Source organism: Dechloromonas sp. ARDL1, from assembly GCF_051122455.1.
Taxonomy (GTDB): Bacteria; Pseudomonadota; Gammaproteobacteria; order Burkholderiales; family Rhodocyclaceae; genus Azonexus.
The window spans coordinates 2,698,718-2,720,545 of the sequence record NZ_CP168939.1 but is presented as its reverse complement, the minus strand read 5'-3'; the positions used below and the strand labels follow the sequence as shown (position 1 = coordinate 2,720,545).

Below are 21,828 nucleotides of genomic sequence, written 5' to 3'. Positions count from 1 at the left end.
GGCTACCGCCTGCGATGCGCACTCGTGGGAGCTATTCGTCTATGGAGTTGAGACATCTAAAATACTTTCTCGCCGTGGCGGAGGAGCTTCACTTCGCTAGAGCTTCGGAGAAGCTGCACATTGAACAATCTCCACTTTCTCGCGCCATTAAGGAGCTAGAGGAGGAACTAGGTGTTGTACTGTTTGCCCGTACCACACGCAGCACTCGCCTAACACGTGCAGGTAAGTTGTTTCTGGAGCATGTCCGCCGGGTATTTGCTGTTCTGCAACAAGCGCGCGACAGCGTAAAAGCAGCGGCCAATGGATTTCACGGTCAGTTGCGGGTGGCCTTATCGGACGGCATTACACCGTCGCGCCTTCCGGCGGTGCTCGCTTTGTGCCGACAGGAAGAACCTGAAGTCGAGATTCGCTTCTCCGAAGTGCCGTTGTCGCAACAAATCAAGGGGCTACACGACGATCTTTATGACGTAGGATTCGCGCAATCAGACGAAGTGGGCGAGGGCATCGTCGCTATACCCGTCTGGAGCGATGCGCTCATGGTGGCTGTACCTGCTCGACATCCTCTGCTGGCGCATAAGCGCATTCCGTTGGAGGAACTGCTCCGCTACCCTCTGGTTCTGTGCGATCCACAGGTTTGCGAAAGCCACGCGAAACACGTTGATCGGGTACTGCGCCGTGCGGACATGGAACCCTTGATCGCGGAGCGCGTGGCCTCCTGCGATTTGATGATGGCGCTTGTATCGGCCGGCTTCGCGCTTGGGCTTACGGGTGCAGCACACATTACAGCTAGCAGAGAACCGGGCGTGGTGGCCCGCCCCTTGGCATCACGTGTCCCACCCCTGACAACCTATCTGCTGCACCCTATAGGCGAACCATCGGAGGTTCTGGCTCGATTCATTGAGCGCGTACAGGCCATCGAATCTCTGGAATCTCCCAGGCCCATGCTGGGCCGCAATCTTGATCCCCCGGAGGAACCTGCGCCATGACGAAGATCATCCTTTTCTTGCTGGTGCCGGTGTTGACCGCCTGCGGCCAGTCCGAAACGTCTCAGAAGGCCAACACATCGGAAGCGAATATCCCAACGGTGGAGGAACTGGCAGCCAATCCCGAACGGTTGAAGGAACTACGCCAGCAGTGCAAGACGGATCGGCCCAAGCTGGGTGACGTGCTCTGCAATCGGGTGGCCGAGGCCACGCGCAAACGGTTCTATGGCGACGGCGAAACGCCCTACACGCCGCCGAAGGAATCGCCCAAGTTCTGATCGTTGGCAGTTCGCCGCATCGGCTTCAATTTTCTGTTCGACACGCCGCAATGCGCTATCGCTTGCGGCGTTTTTCTTTGGTTCGACGCCGCGCGAATTCTGTCTTTTTGCTCGACCTTTCTGCTCGAAACGGTCTTTGACCGGCACTGACCCGGCACCGATCCTGACGCTAGCGGCACGTCCTTGTGCCGCGCTTTCCATGAGGAAGAAGCGCAGGAGAAATCGGAGGCCAGGTAATGCAAGGGACGAACGTGCTGTTCGGTCAGATCGCCGTGGTATTCGGCATCGTGATCGCCGGCGTGTGGGGCGCCACACAATGGACAGCAGCCGCCCTTGGTTATCAGCTACGCCTTGGCTCGCCCTGGTTCGATCTTCTTGGCACACCGATCTACCACCCGTGGAAGCTGTTTGAGTGGTGGTTCTTCTTCGATGCCTACGCGCCGCGCGTGTTCGATACCGGCGGCGCCATCGCGGGTGGCAGCGGCCTGCTGGCGGTGGTGGTCGCCATCGGCATGTCGATCTGGCGCTCACGGCAATCGCGCCTGGTCACGACCTACGGCTCGGCGCGCTGGGCGAACGCGGATGACATTCGCAAGGCGGGTCTGACGCAGCCGGCCGGCGTATTCCTCGGCCAGCACGACCGCCAGTACCTGCGGCATGAAGGCCCGGAACACGTCCTGACCTTCGCTCCCACACGCTCAGGCAAAGGTGTCGGCCTGGTGGTGCCGACGCTGCTTTCCTGGTCTGCGTCCGCCGTCATCCACGACATCAAAGGCGAGAACTGGCAGATCACTGCCGGCTGGCGTAGCCGTTTCAGCCACTGCCTGCTGTTCAACCCCACCGATGCAAAGTCGGCGGCCTACAACCCACTGCTGGAGGTGCGGCGCGGCGCGCATGAGGTGCGCGACGTGCAGAACATCGCGGACATTCTGGTCGATCCCGAAGGTGCGCTGGAGAAGCGCAACCATTGGGAAAAGACCAGCCATGCGCTGTTGGTCGGCGCCATCCTGCATGTGCTCTACGCGGGCGAAGACAAGACGCTGCGCGGCGTCGCCAACTTCCTGTCCGACCCGGCCAGCCCCTTCGAGCTGACCTTGCACCGGATGATGACCACGCCGCACCTCGGCGATGGGCCGCATCCTGTCGTCGCTTCGGCGGCGCGCGAAGTGCTCAACAAGTCGGACAACGAGCGTTCCGGCGTGTTGAGCACCGCCATGTCGTTCCTCGGCCTGTACCGCGACCCCACGGTGGCCGAAGTCACATCGCGCTGCGACTGGCGCATTGCCGACCTGATCGCGGCAGAGCATCCGGTGTCGCTGTATTTGGTGGTGCCGCCCTCGGACATATCGCGGACGAAGCCGCTCATCCGCCTGATCCTCAACCAGATCGGCCGGCGCCTCACCGAATCGCTCGATGGCTCCGATGGCATCGAGCGCCGCCACAAGCTGCTACTGATGCTCGATGAGTTCCCTGCGCTGGGACGACTCGACTTCTTTGAGACGGCCTTGGCCTTCATGGCGGGCTACGGCATCCGCAGCTTCCTCATCGCGCAGTCGCTCAACCAGATCGACAAAGCCTACGGCCAGAACCATTCGATTCTCGACAACTGCCATGTGCGCGTGACGTTCGCCACGAACGACGAGCGCACGGCCAAGCGCATTTCCGAGACGCTGGGCACGGCCACCGAACTGCGCGCCCAGCGCAACTACGCGGGCCACCGGCTCGCGCCGTGGCTGGGCCACCTGATGGTGTCGCGCCAGGAAACCGCGCGCCCGCTGCTGACGCCGGGCGAAGTCATGCAGCTTCCGCCCGACGAGGCCGTGGTGATGGTGTCCAGCGTGGCGCCGATCAAGGCCAAGAAGCTGCGCTACTACGCGGACGCCAATTTCAAGCGTCGCGTGCTGCCGCCGCCCGCGCTGGCGGACGGGCAGTACGCCGACGCGCCGCCGTCGCGGCCCGACGACTGGAGCGGGCTGGCGATTCCTGCCGTGCCCGCTGCACTGGCCGCCGCATCCGCCGATGGCCTGGAGAACTTGGGTTCGACCGACGACGGCGGCCCGCGCCGTCAGCCCGAACTCGCCGAAACCGTCGCCTATGACCCCGAGCTGGCCGCTCCCGCGGCCGACCTTGGGCTGCTCGATGACGACGACGACCCGCCGCTTCGCCTTCCTCGCCAGCTTGATCCAGCCATGCAGCGCACGGCCCGGCTGGCTTCCCTCGACCCCAACGACGGAATCGAGCTATGAGCCACTACCGCCTCAACCTGTTCATCCAGCCGGAGCACGCCAAGCGGCTCGATGAGCTGGCCGCCAAGAAAGGCGTGTCCAAGTCGTCGATCGTCGCGGCGGCGCTCGCATCGTGGCTTTCGCCCGATGCTGCCGACCAGCGCGAGGCGGCCATTGCCAAGCGGCTTGATCGCCTGTCGCGCCAAGCCGAGCGCATGGAGCGCGACCAGAACATCGCCATCGAAACGCTGGCGCTGTTCATCCGCTACTACCTCACGGTCAGCACGCCAGTTCCCGAGGCGCACCAAGACGCGGCACGCGCGCAGGGCAAAGCGCGCTTCGAGCAGTTCACCGAGCAGCTTGGCCGCCACCTGCTGCGGGGCCGCAGCCTGGTGCGCGACGTGGTGGAGGAACTGCACCCCGACCCGATGCGGATGGAGGACGCGGCAGCAGTCGCGCAAGCGCAGGAGCGTGCGTCATGAGCGCCGTTCCGCAGTCCATGAGCGCCACGTCGCTCGACCGCCGCATCCAGATGCTGCGCACGGCGATGGGGCCACTGATCGCCGCTGCGCTCGAAGACCCGGACGTGGTGGAGGTGATGCTGAATCCCGATCGCACCCTTTGGGTGGATCGGCTTTCCAGTGGGCGTGCGCCGATGGGCGTGGAACTGCCCGAGGCGGACGGCGAGCGAATCATCCGCCTGGTCGCCGCCCACGTCGGCGCGGAAGTCCATCGCGGCCAGCCGCTGCTGTCCGCCGAGTTGCCCGAAACCGGCGAACGCTTCGAGGGCATCTTGCCTCCGGCAGCGCCGGGGCCGGCCTTCGCGCTGCGCAAACGCGCCATCGGCGTGATTCCGCTGGAGCGGTACGTCATCGACGGGATGATGACCAGCGCGCAGGCGGGCTTTCTCGTTCGCGCCGTGCGCGAGCGGCAGAACGTCCTGATCGCCGGCGCCACCAGCAGCGGTAAGACCACGCTCGCCAATGCGCTGCTGGCCGAGATTGCCGCCACAGGCGACCGCGTGCTGGTGCTCGAAGACACGGTGGAGCTGCAATGCGCGGCCCGCGACCACGTTCCCCTGCGCACGCGCGCAGGCGTGGTGTCGATGACCGAACTGGTGCGCTCGTCCATGCGCCTGCGCCCTGATCGCGTCGTCGTCGGCGAGGTGCGCGGTGCCGAGGCGCTGGATCTCATCAAGGTGTGGGGCACGGGCCACCCCGGCGGCATCGCCACGATCCATGCCGGCTCCGCGCTCGGCGCGCTGCTGCGCCTGGAGCAACTGATTCTCGAAGTGGCGGTGAATCCGCCCCGTGCGCTGATCGCCGAGGCGGTCAACGTGGTGATCCACATCGCCGGGCGCGGGCGCAAACGCCGCATCGAGAACATCGCCCGCGTCGTCGGCTTCGACGGCGTGGGCTACCAACTGGCGGATGCACTGGAAACGCCGTTTCCCGAGCTGCCGCCACTTCCCGATGCCGCACCCGCTGCGGCGACTTCCCCATCCCCTGACTCACTTGGAGAACTGCCATGACGCAGATGACCATTCCTGCTTTCCGTATTTCTGCAAATCCGGCTTTGCGTCTTGCGCGGCTGCGCTGCCTGGCCCGCCCTGCGGGGCAAGGGCTGCTGCTGGCCGCGCTGCTGCTGTTCCTGGCCGGAACCGCGCAGGCCGCCGGTTCCTCGATGCCGTGGGAAGGCCCGCTGCAATCCATCCTCGAATCCATCCAGGGGCCGGTGGCGCGCATCGTCGCGGTCATCATCATCATCGCTACGGGCCTCGCGCTCGCCTTCGGCGACACGTCCGGCGGCTTCCGCAAGCTGATCCAGATCGTCTTCGGTCTGTCCATCGCCTTCGCGGCTTCGAGCTTCTTCCTGTCGTTCTTCAGCTTCTCCGGCGGGGCCGTCGTATGAGTGCCCCGGACACCTTCGCGGACGGCTTCGAGGTGCCGCTGCATCGCTCGCTGACCGAGCCGATTCTGCTTGGCGGTGCGCCGCGCACGGTGGCGATCGCCAACGGCACGCTGGCCGCCGCTGTCGGCCTGGGCCTGCAACTGTGGATTCCGGGCGTGGTGCTCTGGGTTGTCGGCCATTCGCTGGCGGTATGGGGCGCGCGCGTCGATCCGCAGTTCATGCAGGTCTTCGCCCGGCACATCAAGCACCGCCCGCTACTGGACGTGTGAGGGGAGGACGCCGCGATGCTGAACCTCGCCGAATACCGCCAGCGCCCGGCCTTGCTTGCCGACTGGCTGCCCTGGGCCGGGCTGGTCGCACCGGGCGTCGTCTTGAACAAGGACGGCAGTTTCCAGCGCACGGCCCGGTTTCGCGGGCCTGACCTCGACAGCGCGACGCAAGGCGAGCTAATCGCCACGTCGGCGCGGTTGAACAACGCGCTGCGTCGCATGGGATCGGGCTGGGCGCTGTTCATCGAGGCCGAGCGCCGCGCCGCCGCCGACTATCCGCGCTCGGAGTTTCCCGAGCCGCTTTCGTGGCTGGTGGAGGAAGAACGCCGGGCCGCCTTCGAGGAATCGGGCAATCACTTCGAGAGCGGCTATCACCTGACGCTGCTTTACCTGCCGCCGGAAGAATCCCGCGCCCGTGCAGCCAAGATGCTCTACGAGAACACGCCGACGACCGGCGTGGACTGGCGCGAGCGGCTGCAAGCCTTCGTCGCGGAAACGGATCGCGTCTTTGACCTGCTCGACGGCGTGATGCCGGAGATCGCCTGGCTCGATGACAGCCAGACGCTGACCTACCTGCACGCGACCATCTCGACGCGGCGCTATCGCGTGGGCGTGCCCGAAGTGCCGTTCCACATCGACGCGCTGCTGACCGACTCGCCGCTGGTCGGTGGCCTGGCGCCCATGCTGGGCAACCAGCACCTGCGCGTGGTGTCGGTGCGAGGTTTCCCGACCTCGACCTGGCCGGGGATTCTGGATGACCTCAACCGCCTTGGCTTTGCGTACCGCTGGAGCACGCGCTTTCTCTGCCTCGACAAAGCCGAGGCGGAGAAAGAACTTTCCCGCCTGCGCCGCCAGTGGTTCGCCAAGCGCAAGAACGTCATCGCGCTGCTGCGCGAAACGATCTTCCAGCAGGAAAGCCCGCTGGTCGATACCGACGCCAACAACAAGGCCGCCGATGCGGACGCTGCCTTGCAGGAGTTGGGCAGCGATCAAGTCGCCTTCGGCTACCTGACGGCGACCGTCACCGTCATGGACGAGGACGCCGCCGTGGCGGACGAGAAGCTGCGCATGGTGGAGCGCGTCATCCAGGGCCGGGGCTTCGTGACCATTCCCGAAGCGCTCAACGCCGTGGATGCGTGGCTGTCGTCCATTCCGGGCAACGCCTACGCCAACGTGCGCCAGCCCATCGTCTCGACGCTGAATCTTGCGCACCTGATGCCGGTGTCGGCGGTGTGGGCAGGGCCGGAGAAGAACTACCACCTCGACGGCCCGCCGCTGATCGTCACGCGCACCGAGGGCGCGACGCCGTTCCGGCTGGTGACGCACATCGGCGATGTGGGGCATACGCTGGTGGCTGGCCCGACCGGCATGGGCAAGTCGGTTCTGCTCGCCACGCTGGCGATGCAGTTCCGCCGCTATCGCGGTTCGCGCATCTTCGCCTTCGACATGGGCCGCTCGATGCGGGCCACGATCCTGGGCCTGGGCGGCGAGCACTACGACCTGGGCACGGATGGCGAAATCGCCTTCCAGCCACTGGCACGCATCGACCGCGAGGGCTACCGCACCTGGGCCGCCGAATGGATCGAAGGCCGCTTGCTGCACGAAGGCGTGGCGGTCGGCCCCGACGAGAAGGCGGCTATCTGGTCGGCGCTGGGAAGTCTCGCCGGGGCGCCGGTGGAGCAGCGCACGATGACGGGGCTTTCCGTGCTGTTGCAATCGAACACGCTGCGGCAGGCGCTGTCGCCTTATGTGCTCGGCGGTGCCCACGGCAAGCTGCTGGACGCCGACCACGACCGGCTGGGCACGGCCGACGTGCAGTGCTTCGAGATGGAGGAGCTGATGCACAGCAAGGCCGCCGTCATGGCCGTGCTGCATTACCTCTTTGCGCGTTTTGATGAACGCTTCGACGGGGCGCCCACGCTGCTGATCCTCGACGAAGCATGGCTGTTCCTCGATGACCCGGTGTTTGCCGCGCGTATCCGCCAGTGGCTCAAGACACTGCGCAAGAAGAACGTCAGCGTCATATTCGCCACGCAGAGCCTTGCCGACATCAAGGATTCGAGCATCGCACCCGCGATCATCGAAAGCTGCGCGAGTCGGATTTTCTTGCCCAACCCGCAGGCGACCGAGCCGCAGATTCGCACGATCTACGAGGGCTTCGGCCTCAACAGGCGGCAGATCGAAATCGTCGCCACCGCGCAGCCCAAGCGCGACTACTACTACCAATCCCGCCTCGGCAACCGCCTGTTCGACCTCGACCTGGGGCCGGCGGCGCTGGCCTTCGCGGGCGCTTCCACGCCGCAAGACCAGCGCGACATAGACCGCGTGCTGCTGGACGCCGGCGTGCCCGGTTTCGCGGGTGCCTGGCTTCGCCACCGCGGCCTCGATTGGGCGGCCGACCTGCTGCCCTCGTTCCCCGGCCTCGCGCCGGGTTCCCTCGCTGACCAACCCCTGGAGAACCTGCCATGAAAAAGCGTCTTATTGCCGCCGCCATCGCGGCCATGCTTTGCACCGCCACCGCCCATGCGCAATGGGTCGTGGTCGATCCCACGAACCTCGTGCAGAACACGCTGACCGCGATCCGCACGCTGGAGCAGATCAACAACCAAATCCAGCAGCTTCAGAACGAAGCGCAGATGCTGATGAACCAGGCGCGCAACCTCGCCAGCCTGCCGTCCAGCGTGGTGAACCAGTTGCGCGCCAATCTGGCGACCACCGAGCGGCTGATCGCCCAGGCCAGGGGCTTGGCCTACGACGTGACGAATCTGGATCGGGAGTTCGCGCGCCTGTATCCCGAGCAGTACGCCGCCACCGTCAGCGGCGACCAGATGTACCGCGACGCGCAGGAGCGTTGGCGGAACACGCTCAACGGCTTGCAGACCACCATGCAGATGCAGGCGCAGGTGTCGCAGAACCTGGGCGAAGACGAAAGCGTGCTGGCCGATCTTGTGGGCAAGAGCCAGTCGGCCGAAGGTGCGTTGCAGGCGATGCAGGCCATGAATCAATTGCTGGCCTTGCAGGCCAAGCAGTCGATCCAGTCGCAGCGACTCCAGATCACGCAAGACCGGGCGGCATCGCTGGAGCTGGCGCGGCAGGCGGCAGCCACGGAGCGCGCCCGCGAGGTGCGGCGGCGCTTCCTCGGCGACGGCACGCCGTACACGCCGCAGTCCGTGAACTTCTACGGCAACTGACGGGAGGCCGCCATGCGATGCGTCCTCGCCCTTGGTGTCGTGCTGCTGGCCGCTTGCGGCGAGCAGCCGGCCGACGACCTTGCCGATGCCTTGGCCGCCGATCCCGTGCGGCTGAAGGCATTGCGCGCGCAATGCGCGGCCGACCGGCAGGCCACGGGCGAGGACGCTTGCCGCGCCGCCGCCGAAGCCTTCCGGCGGCGTTTCTTCTCCGGCCAGGCCGGGCCGGATGAATACCAGACGCTGGCCGACCTGCCGCCGATCCCGCCGAGCTTCGAGGAGCCGGCCGATGGCATGGCGCCGGCCGATCCCGCCGAACCGGAGGACACGCCATGAATGACGTGACCATCATCGACCAGTTCCTCAACACCTTTGCCGCTTATATCGACTCGGGTTTCGGGCTGCTGCGGGGCGAAGTGGCGTTCCTCACGGCCACGCTGATCGTCATCGACATGACGATCGCCGGCCTGTATTGGGCCATGAGCCACGCCACCGGCCAGGGCGAGGACGTGATCGCCAAGCTGCTGCGCAAGGTGCTCTACGTCGGTGCCTTCGCCTACATCATCAATAACTTCAACTGGCTGGCCAGCATCGTGTTCCGCTCGTTTGCGGGATTGGGCATCACCGCCACCGGCTCGGCCATCACGATGGAGAACTTCTTGCAGCCGGGCCGGCTGGCGAAAACCGGCATCGACGCCGGGGCGCCGATTCTGGAGCAGATCGGCGAGATGGCGGGCTTTCCCGAAGTGTTCGTGAACCTCGACCCCATCGTGGTGATGTTCCTCGCGTGGCTGGTCGTGGTCTTGTGCTTCTTCGTGCTGGCGATCCAACTGTTCATCACGCTGATCGAGTTCAAGCTGACCACGCTCGCCGGATTCGTGCTGGTGCCATTCGCGCTCTGGAACAAGACCGCGTTCCTCGCCGAAAAGGTCTTGGGCAACGTGGTGGCCTCCGGCGTCAAGGTTCTGGTGCTGGCCGTGATCGTCGGTATCGGCTCGGGCTTGTTCGCTCAGTTCCAAGTCCATCCCGCCGAGCCGTCTATTGACCACGCGCTGGTCATCATGCTGGCCTCGCTCACCTTGCTGGCGCTCGGGATTTTCGGCCCTGGCATCGCCACGGGCCTCGTCTCCGGTGCGCCGCAGCTCGGCGCTGGCGCAATGGCCGGTGCTGCTGTCGGCGCTGCCGGCACGGCCGTCGCCATCGGCGCCGCCGCGACGGGCGTGGGTGGCGCCGTGGCTGCTGGTGCGCGCATGGCCCCGGCTGCCGCCAAGCTGGCCGGTAGCGGTGCGCGCGCCGCCACGTCGGCGGCCAGCAGTGCGAAGTCGGCGTTCCAGGCCGGTTCCGCCGCCGCTGGCGGCGGCGCAAAGGGCGCGATGGCGGGCCTGGGCAACGTCGCCAAGACCGGCGCGCAGGCAGCCGGGCGAGGTGCTGCATCCCGCGCTTCCGCTGCCGGGCAACGCATGGCCGCTCCCTTCCGCGCTGGCTGGAATGGCGCTGCTGCCGATGGCGGCGCGGGTGCGGCATCCGGTCAGGGTGCCGCAGGCGAGGCCGCATCCGGCGCCGCTACGGCGCAGACACAGGAACAGCCCGCTTGGGCCAAGCGCCTGCATCGCCGCCAGCAACTCACCCACGCCGCGACCACCACCGCCCACGCGCTGCGCGGTGGCGATGGCGGCGGCTCCGGCCAGGGGCCGAGCCTGCGCGATTCCGATTCATAAGGAGAACTGACCATGCGATTCAAGAAACCGCAGGTGCGCTACGCCGACACGCCGCAGCCTGCCACGCCGTACCAAGCTGCCGGCCAGGTGTGGGACAAGCGCATCGGCTCGCCGCGCGTCCAGGCGAAGAACTGGCGCCTGATGGCCTTCGGCTGCCTGACGCTTGCACTGCTGATGGCCGGCGGCTTGGTGTGGCGCTCGGCGCAATCCATCGTGACGCCCTACGTCGTGGAGGTGGACAACACGGGCCAGGTACGCGCCGTGGGCGAAGCCGCCACGCCATACCGGCCCAACGATGCGCAGACCGCGCACCACATCGCGCGCTTCGTGACGCTGGTGCGCTCGCTGTCCATCGACCCCATCGTCGTCCGCCAGAACTGGCTGGACGCCTACGACTACACGACCGACAAGGGCGCGGCCGTGCTCAACGACTACGCACGGGTCAACGACCCGTTCGCGCGCATCGGCAAGGAGTCGGTGACGGTGCAGATCACCAGCGTCGTGCGCGCCAGCGACACGTCTTTCAACGTGCGCTGGACGGAACGCCGCTACGTCAACGGCGCCGCGGCGGGCTTGGAGCGGTGGACGGCCGTGGTGTCCATCGTGCTCCAGCCGCCGCGCACCGAAGAACGCCTGCGCAAGAACCCCCTGGGCATCTACGTCAACGGCCTGTCGTGGAGCCGCGAACTGGATTCTTCCGAAGGAGCCAAGCCATGAATGATCTTTTCCGTAAATCCGCCTTGCCGGTGATCTTGCTTGCCCTGGCGGGCTGCGCCACGCAGGGCAAGCCACCGCCGAGCATCTCGCTCGATGAGCCGGTGCAGGCCCAGCCGCTGCCCGAACCGCCCGCGCCGGTGGAGGTGGTGGCCGTGCCCGAGGTGCTGCCGATGCCGGCGCAGTTGAAGCCATTGCCCGAAGCCGAGGACGCCAAGCCCACGCCGGAGCCGGCCGACGAGACGGTGCGCGTCTCGCGCGCCAATGCCGAGGCCCGCGTCGCGCCCACGCGCGAGGGCTACGTCAACGCGATTCAGGTGTGGCCCTTCACCGATGGCGCGCTGTATCAGGTCTATGCGGCCGTGGGCCGCGTGACCGTCGTTTCGCTCCAGCCGGGCGAGGAACTGGTGACGGTGGCCGCCGGCGATACCGTGCGCTGGATCGTGGGCGACACGTCCAGCGGCAGCGGTGCCGATCTGCGCGTGAACGTGCTGGTCAAGCCGATTCGCTCGGGCCTCAAGACCAATCTCGTCATCACCACCAGCCGCAGGACGTACCTGCTGGAGCTGGCTTCGACGGAAAAGACGTGGATGGCATCGGTGTCCTGGGAGTACCCGCGCGACCGGATGCTGGCCTTGCAGCGCCAGGCACAGGCCGCTAGCGCCGCTGCGCCGGTGGACTCCGGCTTGTCGCTGGAGAACCTGCGCTTCCGCTACGCGATCAGCGGCAGCAATCCGCCGTGGAAGCCGTTGCGCGCCTTCGACGACGGGCAGAAGGTCTATATCCAGTTCCCCGCCGGCATCGCGCAAGGCGAGCTGCCGCCGCTTTTTGTCATCGGTGCGCAGGGCGATGGGCAACTGGTGAACTACCGCTTCCGCTCGCCGTACTACATCGTGGATCGGCTGTTCGGCGCGGCCGAACTGCGCTTGGGCGGTGACAAGGGCGACGTGGTGCGAATCGAGCGCACGGACGGCGTGGCGCGGAGGGACTGACCATGAGCCAGGACGACACCCCCGACCTCGACACGCCACAGGCGGGCAAGGTCGCGCCCGAGTCGGTGACGCTGCGCGCCCAGCCGCGTCCGGTCACGCGCCTGAACCGGCGCACGCTGGCCGTCCTTGTCGGCGGCCTGTCGGTCGCCGTGCTCGGGGCCACGATCTGGTCGCTGCAACCGCAGCGGCGCAGCGCAGGCGAACAGACCGAGCTATACAACGTCGATCGCGTCTCGAAGTCCGAAGGGCTGGACGGTCTGCCGGCCGACTACTCGAAGCTGCCGCCGAAGGTGCCCGAGCTGGGGCCGCCGCTGCCGGGCGACCTCGGCCCTGCCATCGTGAACTCGCAGCAGCCGGCCGTGGCCGCTTACGCGGCCCCCGGCCACGACCCCAACGATGCCTTGCGCAAAGAGGCGGAAGCCGCTGCGGCTTCGTCGGTGTTCTTCCGCTCGGGCGGCCAAGGCCAAGCCGCCGCGACCGTGGCGCAGGCGACACCGGGTGCGCCTGGTGGTGCAAGCGCGCTCGCGGCCTTCGACCCACTCGCGGCCGGGCCGGCATCGGTGGCGACGCAGCCTGCCGACCCGACCGCCGTACAGAACCGGCAAGACCAGAAAGAGGCGTTCCTGAAAGCCGGCTCTACGGAAACCCGCAATTCCGGCAATCTGGCGCTGCCGGCGTCGCCCTATCAGGTGATGGCCGGAACCGTGATCGCGGGCGCGCTGGTGACTGGCATGAAGTCGGACTTGCCGGGCGACGTGATCGCCACTGTCACGGAGCCGGTCTATGACACGGCCACGGGCAAGTTCCTGCTGATCCCGCAGGGCTCGCGCATCCTGGGCAAGTACAACAGCCAGGTCAGCTATGGGCAGAGCCGCGTGCAGATAGTGTGGAACCGGGTCATCCTGCCGGATACCTCATCGCTGACGCTCGACAACCTTGTGGGCACCGATTCAGCGGGCTACGCCGGCCTGGAGGACGACGTGGACTGGCATTGGAAGCGCATCGTCTCGGGCGCGGTGCTGACGACGCTGCTGGGCGTAGGCGCCGAGCTGGCCGCGCCGGAGAATCGCCAGGATGGCAACCGCATCGTGATCGCCGGGCGCGATAGCGCGCAAGACAGCATCAACCAGGTCGGCCAGGAGATCACCCGCCGCAACATGAACATCCAGCCGACACTGACGGCGCGGCCAGGGTTGCCGGTGCGGATCATCGTCAACCGGGATCTGGTGCTGCGGCCGTACCAGCCCCTGTTCTTTAACCGGGGAGCTTCGCAATGACCACGACCAAGAAGCTGCGGCTCGGGCCTCTGCCCAAGACCGAGAGTGTCAAGCTGACCTTCGCCTGCCCGGCAAGCCTGAAAGCCGACCTCGACCGCTACGCCTCGCTGCACGCGCAGGCGTATGGCGAGGCGGTCGATGCAGAGAAATTGATCCCGCACATGCTGGAGGCGTTCATGGCGGGGGATCGGGGATTCAGGAAGGGCACGGCGACCCGGAGCGCGCCATCGAAGCCGACATGATGGCGTCACATACCAACGGCATCCATCGAACGCGCAGCCACCGGCTGCGCGTTCTTCATTCTGGATGCCGCCAAGCCTCTTGGGCTATGATGACGCGACAGGCCCGCCGTTCCTCGGCAATCCAGCACGACACGGTGCGATGCGGCTTTCTCTCCCGACGCTCTTATGTGGCTCCTAGCCGACGAAGCCGCGGTTCTGCAAAGCGGCCCCGAAAAGAGCTAACCTACTGTCCCATATACGGTTTCAAGCCCTGCGTGATTTGCGCGAAAGACTTGACACCGGCACTTTTTTGTTGCCGGCCGTTTTTGCTCAGTTTTCCAGCAGGCTGCGCAGCATCCACGCATTCTTTTCATGGATCTGCATGCGCTGGGTCAGCAGGTCGGCGGTCGGCTCGTCGCCGGCCTTGTCGACCAGCGGGAACAGGCTGCGCGCCGTCTTGGTCACGGCCTCCTGTCCAGCGACCAGCTGTTTGATCATCTCTTCGGCACTGACCTTGCCTTCGCTCTCCTTGATCACCGTCAGCTTCGAGAACTCGCGGTAGGTGCCCGGGGCGGCGACACCCAGGGCGCGGATGCGCTCGGCGATCAGGTCGAGTGCATTCCACAGTTCGGTGTATTGGTCCATGAACATCACGTGCAAGGTGTTGAACATCGGGCCCGTCACGTTCCAGTGAAAGTTGTGTGTCTTCAGGTACAGCGTGAACGAGTCGGCGAGCAGGCGCGACAGTCCCTCGGCAATTTTCTCGCGATCCTTTTTGGTGATTCCGATATCCATGGCGACCTCCTGATGTTGTGAGTTGATGTTGCTCATTGTCCGCTAGCAAGTCTCCGGGCGCCAATGAGCAATGCCGATGGCAATCATAGACCGTTTCAATGGCAAAAAAAAAGCGGGGCCGCAGCCCCGCCAAGGTTGGTTCCAGATCGTTCAGGCTTACTTGTTCTCGCTCTGCAGGTTCTTGAGCAGGTCGGCTGCCGAGTCTTCGGTGGGGGCTTTGACGCCTTCGCCCTCCTGCATCAGCGAACCGAGGTCTACGTCTCCCTGGTGTTCCATGCGGGCCTTTTCTGCCGGATCGCCGTAGCTGACGATATCCGGGAAGATGATGATGATGGCGACCATCAGGATCTGGATACAGACGAACGGAATGGCACCCCAGTAGATGTCGGTGGTTTTGACTGAGCTCGGGGCGACCGAGCGCAGGTAGAACAGCGCGAAGCCGAACGGCGGGTGCATGAACGAGGTCTGCATGTTGACCGCGAGCAGTACGCCGAACCAGACCAGGTCGATGCCCAGCTTGTCCGCCACCGGCGCCAGCAGCGGCACGATGATGAAGGACAGTTCGAAGAAGTCGAGGAAGAAGGCGAGCACGAAGACCAGGATGTTGACCACGATCAGGAAGCCGACCTGGCCGCCTGGCAATCCGAGCAGCAGGTGTTCAACCCACAGGTCGCCGTTGACGCCGCGGAAGACCAGGCCGAATACCGTCGAGCCGACGAGGATGAAGACCACGAACGACGACAGCTTGCCGGTGGTTTCCATCGCCTGCTTGAGCAGCTTGAAGCTGATGCGGCCGCGGGCCAGTGCCAGGATCAATGCGCCAGCCGCACCCATGGCGCCGCCTTCGGTCGGCGTCGCGATGCCGAGGAAGATGGTGCCGAGTACCAGGAAGATCAGCACCAGCGGCGGTACCAGCGTGGTGATGACGCGCAGGAACAGCTTGGCACCGCGCAGGGTGCGGGCTTCCGGCGGCAGGGCGGGGGCGGCTGAGGGTTTGAAGATGGCGATCAGGGCAACGTAACCGACGTACAGTCCGGTCAGCACCAGGCCCGGGACCATGGCCCCTTCGTACATGTCGCCGACCGAGCGGCCGAGCTGGTCGGCCATGATGATCAGCACCAGTGACGGCGGGATGATCTGGGCCAGCGTGCCGGAGGCGGCAATGACGCCGGAGGCCAGGCGTTTGTCGTAGCCGTAGCGCAGCATGATCGGCAGCGAGATCAGGCCCATCGAGATCACCGAGGCGGCAACCACGCCGGTCGTCGCGGCGAGCAGGGCGCCGACGAAGATGACGGCGAAGGCAAGGCCGCCGCGCATCGGGCCGAACAACTGGCCGATGGTGTCGAGCAGATCTTCCGCCATCCCGGATCGTTCGAGGATCAGGCCCATGAAGGTGAAGAAAGGAATGGCCAACAGCGTGTCGTTGGCCATGATGCCAAAGATGCGCTCCGGCAGTGCCTGGAACAGGGCCGGGGTGAGCAGGCCGAGTTCGATGCCGATCAGGCCGAAGACGATGCCGTTGGCGGCCAGCGCGAAGGCGACCGGGTAGCCGAACAGCAGAAACAGAACCAGGGCGCCGAACATCAGCGGCGCCATGTTGGCGATGATGAACTCAGCCATTATTTGGCCTCCTGTGCTTTGGCGGCGGCAATGGCGGCGGCCAGTTCTTCCTCGGCGCTCGGGCCCTTGGCTTTGCTGTTCGGGTCGTCAATGCGGCCTTGCAGGAAGGCGATGCGCTTGATCAACTCGGAAATGCCTTGCAGGGCGAGCAGCGAGAAACCGATCGGCAACAGGATCTTGACCGGCCAGCGGATCAGGCCGCCGGCGTTGGCCGACATTTCGCTGATGTGATAGGAGTCGGCGACCAGCGGGATGGAGAGGTAAAGCACCAGCACGACCATCGGCAGCAGGAAGAACAGGGTGCCGATGATGTCGATGACGGCCAGGCCGCGCGGCGAGAGCTTGCCGGACAGGACGTCGATGCGCACGTGTTCGTTTTTCTGCAGCGTGTAAGGCGAGCAAAGCAGGAAAACGGCGGCAAACAGGTACCACTGAATTTCCAGCAGTCCGTTGGAGCTGTAGTTGAACACAAAGCGCACCACGGCGTTGCCGGCACTGATCACGGTCATGAGCAGTATCAGCCAGAATGCGCCTTTGCCTACCCGCTCGCTGATCCAGTCGATCAACTGCGAGAGCTTGAGCAGAAGGGTCACGAAATTTCTCCTCGATTGATAAAATTCCCGACTTCTTGAGTTGGTCGGGGTTAATGGAAATCCTAGTGGGCCAAATTTACAGCGAAGGTCATAGACAGAACATGGTGGAAATCCCTACAAACCGAGTAACGCGCATCTGCCTGGTACGCCACGGCGAGACCGAGTGGAATGCTGAGCGCCGCATTCAGGGGCATATTGACATCGGACTCAACGAAACGGGCCGCCGGCAGGCGGTCGCGGCGGGGCGATGGCTGAAGCGGGCCGGCATTGTGGCGCTCTACAGCAGCGATCTGAAGCGGGCATGGACTACCGCCGAGTCCATTGGCGCCGAAATCGGCCTGCTGCCGAAGGCGGTACCGGAAATGCGCGAACGTCGTTATGGCGTATTCGAAGGGCTGACCTACGACGAGGCGCGAGCGCGTTATCCCGACGGCTATGGGGCTTTCGAGGGGCGCAATGCGGAATACGCCTTCGAGAATGGCGAGAGCCTGAAGGCGATGTTCGCCCGGGTGACCGACAAGCTGAAAGCCATTGCTGCCGGGCATCCCGGGCAGAATGTGGCAGTCGTCCTGCACGGTGGTGTGCTTGATGTCATCAACCGATTCGTGCGCGGCAATCCACTTGAAATGCCGCGCGATTTCCTGATTCCCAATGCCGGCATCAACTGGGTATCCGTGGCGGATGGCGTCTGGCATCTCGATGCTTGGGGCGAAACCGGGCATCTGGAGCAGGGGGCTCTTGACGAACTGCCTTCGTGATAAAATCTTCCCCCTTTTCTTCAATGGCTTGAGGCTATCCCCATGTTTTCCGCGAAAGACACCCTGGCAAAAGTTGACTCCGAACTCTGGAAGGCGATCGAAGCCGAGAATCAGCGTCAGGAAGAGCATATCGAACTGATCGCGTCCGAAAACTACGTCAGTGCGGCAGTCATGGAGGCCCAGGGCTCCCAACTGACCAACAAGTACGCCGAGGGCTACCCGGGCAAGCGTTACTACGGTGGTTGCGAGTACGTCGACGTCGCCGAGCAGATCGCCATCGATCGCCTGAAGAAGCTGTTCGGCGCCGAAGCCGCCAACGTCCAGCCGAACTCCGGTTCGCAGGCCAACCAGGCCGTGCTGATGGCCTTTGCCAAGCCGGGCGACAGCATCATGGGCATGAGCCTGGCCGAAGGCGGCCACCTGACCCACGGCATGGCGCTGAACATGTCCGGCAAGTGGTTCAATGTCGTCTCCTACGGCCTGAACGAAAAGGAAGAGATCGACTATGACAAGATGGAAGCGCTGGCTCGCGAGCACAAGCCGAAGATCATCGTCGCCGGTGCCTCCGCCTACGCGCTGCGCATCGACTTCGAGCGCTTCGCCAAGATCGCCAAGGAAGTTGGCGCCATCTTCTGGGTCGACATGGCCCACTACGCCGGCCTGATCGCCGCCGGCTTCTACCCGAACCCGGTTCCGTTCGCCGACGTCGTTACCTCGACCACCCACAAGACCCTGCGCGGCCCGCGCGGTGGTGTGATCCTGATGAAGGCCGAGCACGAAAAGGCCCTCAACTCGGCCATCTTCCCGGGCCTGCAAGGTGGTCCGCTGATGCACGTTATCGCTGCCAAGGCCGTCGCCTTCAAGGAAGCAGCCTCCCCGGAGTTCAAGAATTACCAGGAACAAGTGGTCAACAACGCACGCGTCATGGCGCGTGTACTGGGTGAGGAGCGTGGTCTGCGCATCGTTTCCGGCCGCACCGAAAGCCACGTCTTCCTGGTCGACCTGCGTGCCAAGAATATTACTGGCAAGGATGCAGAGGCTGCTCTCGGCCGCGCCCACATCACGGTCAACAAGAATGGCATTCCGAACGATCCGCAGAAGCCTTTCATCACCTCCGGCATCCGCATCGGCTCGCCGGCCATGACGACCCGTGGTTTCACCGAGATCGAGGCTGAGCAGATCGCCCATCTGGTGGCCGACGTGCTCGACGCCCCGAACGACGAAGCCGTTGCCGCTACGGTGCGCGAGAAGGTTTCCGCACTGTGCAAGCGCTTCCCGGTCTACGGCGCGTGATCTAGTTGTCAGTCGCTAGTTACGCGTTGCTGGCGACTGACAAACTGCAACGAATAGCTCATCATGAAATGTCCTTTCTGCGGTGCGGAAGATACGGCGGTTGCCGATACCCGTCTAAACGACGAGGGTGACGTCGTCCGTCGCCGCCGGAAGTGCAATGCCTGCGACAAGCGCTTCACGACCTACGAGCGTGCTGAAATCCAGTTGCCGCAGGTCGTCAAGAAAAATGGCCTGCGTACCGAGTTTCAGCGGGCCAAGTTGCGTGCCAGCCTCGAACTGGCGCTGCGCAAGCGACCGGTCTCCATCGAGTCGGTTGATGCTGCAGTGGCCGACATTGAGGAAATGCTGCTGTCTGCCGGTGAGCGTGAGGTCAGTACCCAGCAACTGGGCGAACTGGTCATGCGCGAGTTGAGGAAACTCGACAAGGTGGCCTACATCCGCTTTGCCTCGGTTTATCGCAACTTTGAAGACGTGGACGCTTTCTCCCGCGCCATCCGCGAAGTTTCCCCGGCCGCCAAAAAGAAATGAGCTTTTCCGCCGTCGACCACGGCATGATGGCCCGCGCCCTGCAACTTGCCGAGCGAGGACTGTGGACGACCTCACCTAATCCACGTGTCGGTTGCCTGCTGGTCCGCGATGGCGGGATTGTTGGCGAAGGCTGGCACGAGAAGGCTGGCGAGCCGCATGCCGAAGTCCACGCCCTGCGTGCCGCCGGCGACAGGGCTCGTGGTGCCACCGTCTATGTGACATTGGAGCCGTGCAGCCACCACGGTCGCACGCCGCCCTGCACCGAGGCGCTGATTGCTGCCGGCGTGTCGCGTGTGGTCGCGGCGATGACCGATCCCAATCCGCTGGTCGCCGGCAAGGGCATGGCCCTGCTACAAGCCGCCGGCATCGCAACGGCGAGCGGATTGCTGGAAAACGAGGCGCGCGAGTTGAACATCGGCTTCGTGTCGCGCATGACGCGCGGTCGTCCTTGGTTGCGCCTGAAGGCGGCGGCGAGTCTGGATGGCAAGACGGCGCTGAATAACGGTGTCAGCCAGTGGATTACCGGGCTGGAGGCACGGCGCGACGGTCATGCCTGGCGCGCTCGGGCCTGCGCCGTCCTGACCGGCATCGGCACGGTGCGCGACGACAACCCGCAACTGAATGTGCGCGATGTTGCAACATCTCGCCAGCCTCTGCGCGTGGTGGTCGACAGCAAGCTGGAAACGCCGCCTGACGCCCGTGTCTTGCACGGCGGACCGACGCTGATTGCCGGTGCCGTCGAGGATGCAGGGCGAATCGAGGCCTTGCGCGCCGTCGGCGCTGACGTACTGATCCTGTCCAATCCATCTGGCAAGGTTGATTTGGTTGCCTTGCTGGCTGCGCTTGCCCAGCACGGCATCAACGAGTTGCATGTCGAGGCAGGCTTCAAACTGAATGGTTCGTTGCTGCGCGAAGGCTTGGTCGATGAGTTGCTGCTTTACCTTGCCCCTTGCCTGATCGGTCACGAAGCCAGCGGCCTGTTCAACTTGCCGGAACTGGCTAGCCTAGACGGCAAGCACCATCTGCAGATTCGTGATTTGCGGCAGGTTGGCGAAGATATTCGCCTGATCGCACGCTTCCGCTAGGCCCGCAAACGGCGCAGCCGGCATCCTTCTTGAAGCGGACGGTACGCCATTCCATGTCTAGTGCGTCGAGCAGCAACAGTCGGCCGCTCAGCGACTCGCCGATGCCGGCTGCCAGCTTGAGCGCTTCTGCGGCCTGCATGGTGCCGACGATGCCGGTCAGCGGCGCGAAAACCCCCATCACTGCACAGCGGACTTCCTCGACATCGTCGCCTTCCGGAAACAGGCAGTGGTAGCACGGTGAGTCATCACGGCGCAGGTCGTAGACGCTGATCTGGCCATCGAAGCGGATTGCGGCGCCGGAAACCAGCGGCTTCCGGTGGTGCACGCAGGCGCGGTTGATGGCGTGTCGGGTGGCAAAATTGTCGGTGCAATCGAGCACAAGATCGGCCGTGGCGACCAGCGCGTCGAGCGTGTCGCCGGAGAGCCGTTGCTGCAAGGGAACGATGTCGATTTCCGGATTGATCGCCTGCAGTGCCTGCTTGCCAGACTCGGCCTTGGCCATGCCGACGCGGGCCTGGGTGTGTAGGATTTGACGCTGCAGGTTGGTGAAATCGACCGTGTCGTCGTCGACCAGCGTGATCTTGCCGATCCCGGCAGAGGCCAGGTAGAGAGCCGCCGGAGAGCCCAGCCCACCGGCGCCGACAATCACTGCGTGCGTTGCCAGAATGCGTTCCTGGCCCTCGATACCCAAGGCGTCCAGCAGGATGTGGCGGCTGTAGCGGAGAAGCTGCTCGTCGGTCATGTGCTCGTTATTCGTTGTTGGCATGAGGCGGCGCGCCGGCCGCTGACTCGCTAGTGGTCAGTCACGCAGGTTTGCGCGGATGCCGAGGCACGCATCCGCGCCCCGGTCGCACGAAGCGAACCGCAGCCATGGCGAGGATGAGCGACAAAGCGAGCGGGCATGCGGCGCGTGCCGAACATAGCAGAACCTGCGTGACTGGCTACTAGCAACTGGCAACTACTTGTATTCGCGCCACTCCGGCGGCGTATCGTCGTGATCGCCATGCGGATGGTGTTCCCAAGCGTGCACGTAAGCCTCCTGCGGCGCACGTTTCAAGCGCGTCTCGGGGGCATCGATGTTGTGTAGCTGAGTATCTTCGACGTAATAAATCAAGGCCCGGGTGAGCTTGGTGAGCAAGGTGTTGTCGAGGTGATAGCCCTTGTCAACCAGATGCTCGTCAAGTTCGCGCAGGGTGTGTGCCTGCAGGTCGTAGCTGACGCCAAGGGCGCGCGCCTCGTGCTTGCGCTGCACCTCCAGCGCCTCAAGGCGCTGCAGGTCGTCGGCTGCTTCGGGAACCTGGCCGGGGGGGAACTTGGAGAACAGGATTTCCCGTTTTTTCTTGAGGTCAGTTCCTGGCATGTTTCCTCCCGATCGGTGAG

General features: G+C 64.8%; 24 protein-coding genes. 19 read left to right on the top strand and 5 right to left on the bottom strand.

The genetic code is table 11. The annotated features are described in order from the left end of the window. Positions 1-41 precede the first annotated feature (41 nt). The 15 genes from AB6Q56_RS13440 (at position 42) to AB6Q56_RS13370 (ending at position 13,797) form a co-directional block, all read left to right on the top strand. Positions 42-986 (top strand): LysR family transcriptional regulator, encoded by a 945-nt coding sequence (locus AB6Q56_RS13440; RefSeq protein WP_071557914.1) that lies wholly within the window; start codon positions 42-44, stop codon positions 984-986. After that, entirely contained in the window at positions 983-1,261 is a 279-nt protein-coding gene (locus tag AB6Q56_RS13435; RefSeq protein ID WP_034011149.1) for an EexN family lipoprotein, read from the top strand. The genes AB6Q56_RS13440 and AB6Q56_RS13435 overlap by 4 nt, the downstream gene beginning before the upstream one ends. Before the next feature lie 236 nt (positions 1,262-1,497). Next, complete coding sequence (locus AB6Q56_RS13430; RefSeq protein ID WP_034011150.1) at positions 1,498-3,507, top strand: conjugal transfer protein TraG; 2,010 nt, start codon at positions 1,498-1,500, stop codon at positions 3,505-3,507. Continuing rightward, positions 3,504-3,968, top strand: a complete 465-nt coding sequence (locus tag AB6Q56_RS13425; RefSeq protein ID WP_031656909.1) for a ribbon-helix-helix protein, CopG family — start codon at positions 3,504-3,506, stop codon at positions 3,966-3,968. Before AB6Q56_RS13430 ends, AB6Q56_RS13425 begins: the two co-directional genes overlap by 4 nt. After that, a complete protein-coding gene (gene trbB / locus AB6Q56_RS13420) occupies positions 3,965-5,017 on the top strand; it encodes a P-type conjugative transfer ATPase TrbB (protein ID WP_023114193.1) in 1,053 nt (350 codons plus the stop codon). The genes AB6Q56_RS13425 and trbB overlap by 4 nt, the downstream gene beginning before the upstream one ends. Before the next feature lie 5 nt (positions 5,018-5,022). Further along, entirely contained in the window at positions 5,023-5,397 is a 375-nt protein-coding gene (locus tag AB6Q56_RS13415; RefSeq protein ID WP_432756673.1) for a TrbC/VirB2 family protein, read from the top strand. Then, positions 5,394-5,666, top strand: coding sequence for a VirB3 family type IV secretion system protein (locus tag AB6Q56_RS13410; protein WP_023114195.1), 273 nt, complete (start codon positions 5,394-5,396; stop codon positions 5,664-5,666). Before AB6Q56_RS13415 ends, AB6Q56_RS13410 begins: the two co-directional genes overlap by 4 nt. 15 nt (positions 5,667-5,681) lie before the next feature. After that, on the top strand, positions 5,682-8,135 hold the full coding sequence (trbE, locus tag AB6Q56_RS13405; RefSeq protein WP_034011151.1) for a conjugal transfer protein TrbE: 2,454 nt from the start codon (positions 5,682-5,684) through the stop codon (positions 8,133-8,135). Further along, positions 8,132-8,857 (top strand): P-type conjugative transfer protein TrbJ, encoded by a 726-nt coding sequence (gene trbJ, locus AB6Q56_RS13400; protein WP_017677040.1) that lies wholly within the window; start codon positions 8,132-8,134, stop codon positions 8,855-8,857. Before trbE ends, trbJ begins: the two co-directional genes overlap by 4 nt. 12 nt (positions 8,858-8,869) lie before the next feature. Then, positions 8,870-9,190 (top strand): hypothetical protein, encoded by a 321-nt coding sequence (locus tag AB6Q56_RS13395; RefSeq protein WP_034011152.1) that lies wholly within the window; start codon positions 8,870-8,872, stop codon positions 9,188-9,190. Then, positions 9,187-10,572 carry a P-type conjugative transfer protein TrbL gene (gene trbL / locus AB6Q56_RS13390; RefSeq protein WP_034011154.1) on the top strand — a complete coding sequence of 462 codons (1,386 nt, stop codon included), beginning with the start codon at positions 9,187-9,189 and terminating at the stop codon, positions 10,570-10,572. Before AB6Q56_RS13395 ends, trbL begins: the two co-directional genes overlap by 4 nt. Before the next feature lie 12 nt (positions 10,573-10,584). Continuing rightward, positions 10,585-11,289: a conjugal transfer protein TrbF gene (gene trbF, locus AB6Q56_RS13385; protein ID WP_033990737.1), complete on the top strand. Its 705-nt coding sequence runs from the start codon at positions 10,585-10,587 to the stop codon at positions 11,287-11,289. Continuing rightward, positions 11,286-12,278, top strand: coding sequence for a P-type conjugative transfer protein TrbG (gene trbG / locus AB6Q56_RS13380; protein ID WP_074547707.1), 993 nt, complete (start codon positions 11,286-11,288; stop codon positions 12,276-12,278). Before trbF ends, trbG begins: the two co-directional genes overlap by 4 nt. A gap of 2 nt (positions 12,279-12,280) precedes the next feature. Beyond that, entirely contained in the window at positions 12,281-13,555 is a 1,275-nt protein-coding gene (locus tag AB6Q56_RS13375; RefSeq protein WP_033990734.1) for a TrbI/VirB10 family protein, read from the top strand. After that, a complete protein-coding gene (locus AB6Q56_RS13370) occupies positions 13,552-13,797 on the top strand; it encodes a DUF2274 domain-containing protein (RefSeq protein WP_033990732.1) in 246 nt (81 codons plus the stop codon). The genes AB6Q56_RS13375 and AB6Q56_RS13370 overlap by 4 nt, the downstream gene beginning before the upstream one ends. A gap of 309 nt (positions 13,798-14,106) precedes the next feature. Here the strand turns inward: AB6Q56_RS13370 and AB6Q56_RS13365 are convergent, their stop codons facing one another. The 3 genes from AB6Q56_RS13365 to AB6Q56_RS13355 form a co-directional block, all read right to left on the bottom strand. Continuing rightward, a complete protein-coding gene (locus AB6Q56_RS13365) occupies positions 14,107-14,607 on the bottom strand; it encodes a Dps family protein (protein WP_434513654.1) in 501 nt (166 codons plus the stop codon). 120 nt (positions 14,608-14,727) lie between these two features. Continuing rightward, on the bottom strand, positions 14,728-16,191 hold the full coding sequence (locus tag AB6Q56_RS13360; protein ID WP_434513653.1) for a TRAP transporter large permease: 1,464 nt from the start codon (positions 16,189-16,191) through the stop codon (positions 14,728-14,730). Continuing rightward, on the bottom strand, positions 16,191-16,784 hold the full coding sequence (locus AB6Q56_RS13355) for a TRAP transporter small permease subunit (RefSeq protein ID WP_434513652.1): 594 nt from the start codon (positions 16,782-16,784) through the stop codon (positions 16,191-16,193). The genes AB6Q56_RS13360 and AB6Q56_RS13355 overlap by 1 nt, the downstream gene beginning before the upstream one ends. A gap of 101 nt (positions 16,785-16,885) precedes the next feature. Here AB6Q56_RS13355 and AB6Q56_RS13350 point away from each other — a divergent pair, with 101 nt between their 5' ends. From AB6Q56_RS13350 to ribD, 4 genes are all read left to right on the top strand, one after another. Then, the gene (locus tag AB6Q56_RS13350; RefSeq protein WP_434513651.1) at positions 16,886-17,542 is read left to right on the top strand and encodes a histidine phosphatase family protein; all 657 of its coding nucleotides are present in this window, start codon (positions 16,886-16,888) and stop codon (positions 17,540-17,542) included. Between the two features lie 42 nt (positions 17,543-17,584). Then, entirely contained in the window at positions 17,585-18,835 is a 1,251-nt protein-coding gene (gene glyA / locus AB6Q56_RS13345; protein ID WP_434513650.1) for a serine hydroxymethyltransferase, read from the top strand. Between the two features lie 63 nt (positions 18,836-18,898). Next, positions 18,899-19,363, top strand: coding sequence for a transcriptional regulator NrdR (gene nrdR / locus AB6Q56_RS13340; RefSeq protein WP_434513649.1), 465 nt, complete (start codon positions 18,899-18,901; stop codon positions 19,361-19,363). Next, entirely contained in the window at positions 19,360-20,448 is a 1,089-nt protein-coding gene (gene ribD / locus AB6Q56_RS13335) for a bifunctional diaminohydroxyphosphoribosylaminopyrimidine deaminase/5-amino-6-(5-phosphoribosylamino)uracil reductase RibD (RefSeq protein ID WP_434513648.1), read from the top strand. The genes nrdR and ribD overlap by 4 nt, the downstream gene beginning before the upstream one ends. Here ribD and AB6Q56_RS13330 read toward each other — a convergent pair. Further along, positions 20,363-21,190: a HesA/MoeB/ThiF family protein gene (locus AB6Q56_RS13330; protein WP_434517161.1), complete on the bottom strand. Its 828-nt coding sequence runs from the start codon at positions 21,188-21,190 to the stop codon at positions 20,363-20,365. The genes ribD and AB6Q56_RS13330 overlap by 86 nt on opposite strands. 216 nt (positions 21,191-21,406) lie before the next feature. Further along, positions 21,407-21,808, bottom strand: coding sequence for a hypothetical protein (locus tag AB6Q56_RS13325; RefSeq protein ID WP_434513647.1), 402 nt, complete (start codon positions 21,806-21,808; stop codon positions 21,407-21,409). Positions 21,809-21,828: the final 20 nt, after the last annotated feature.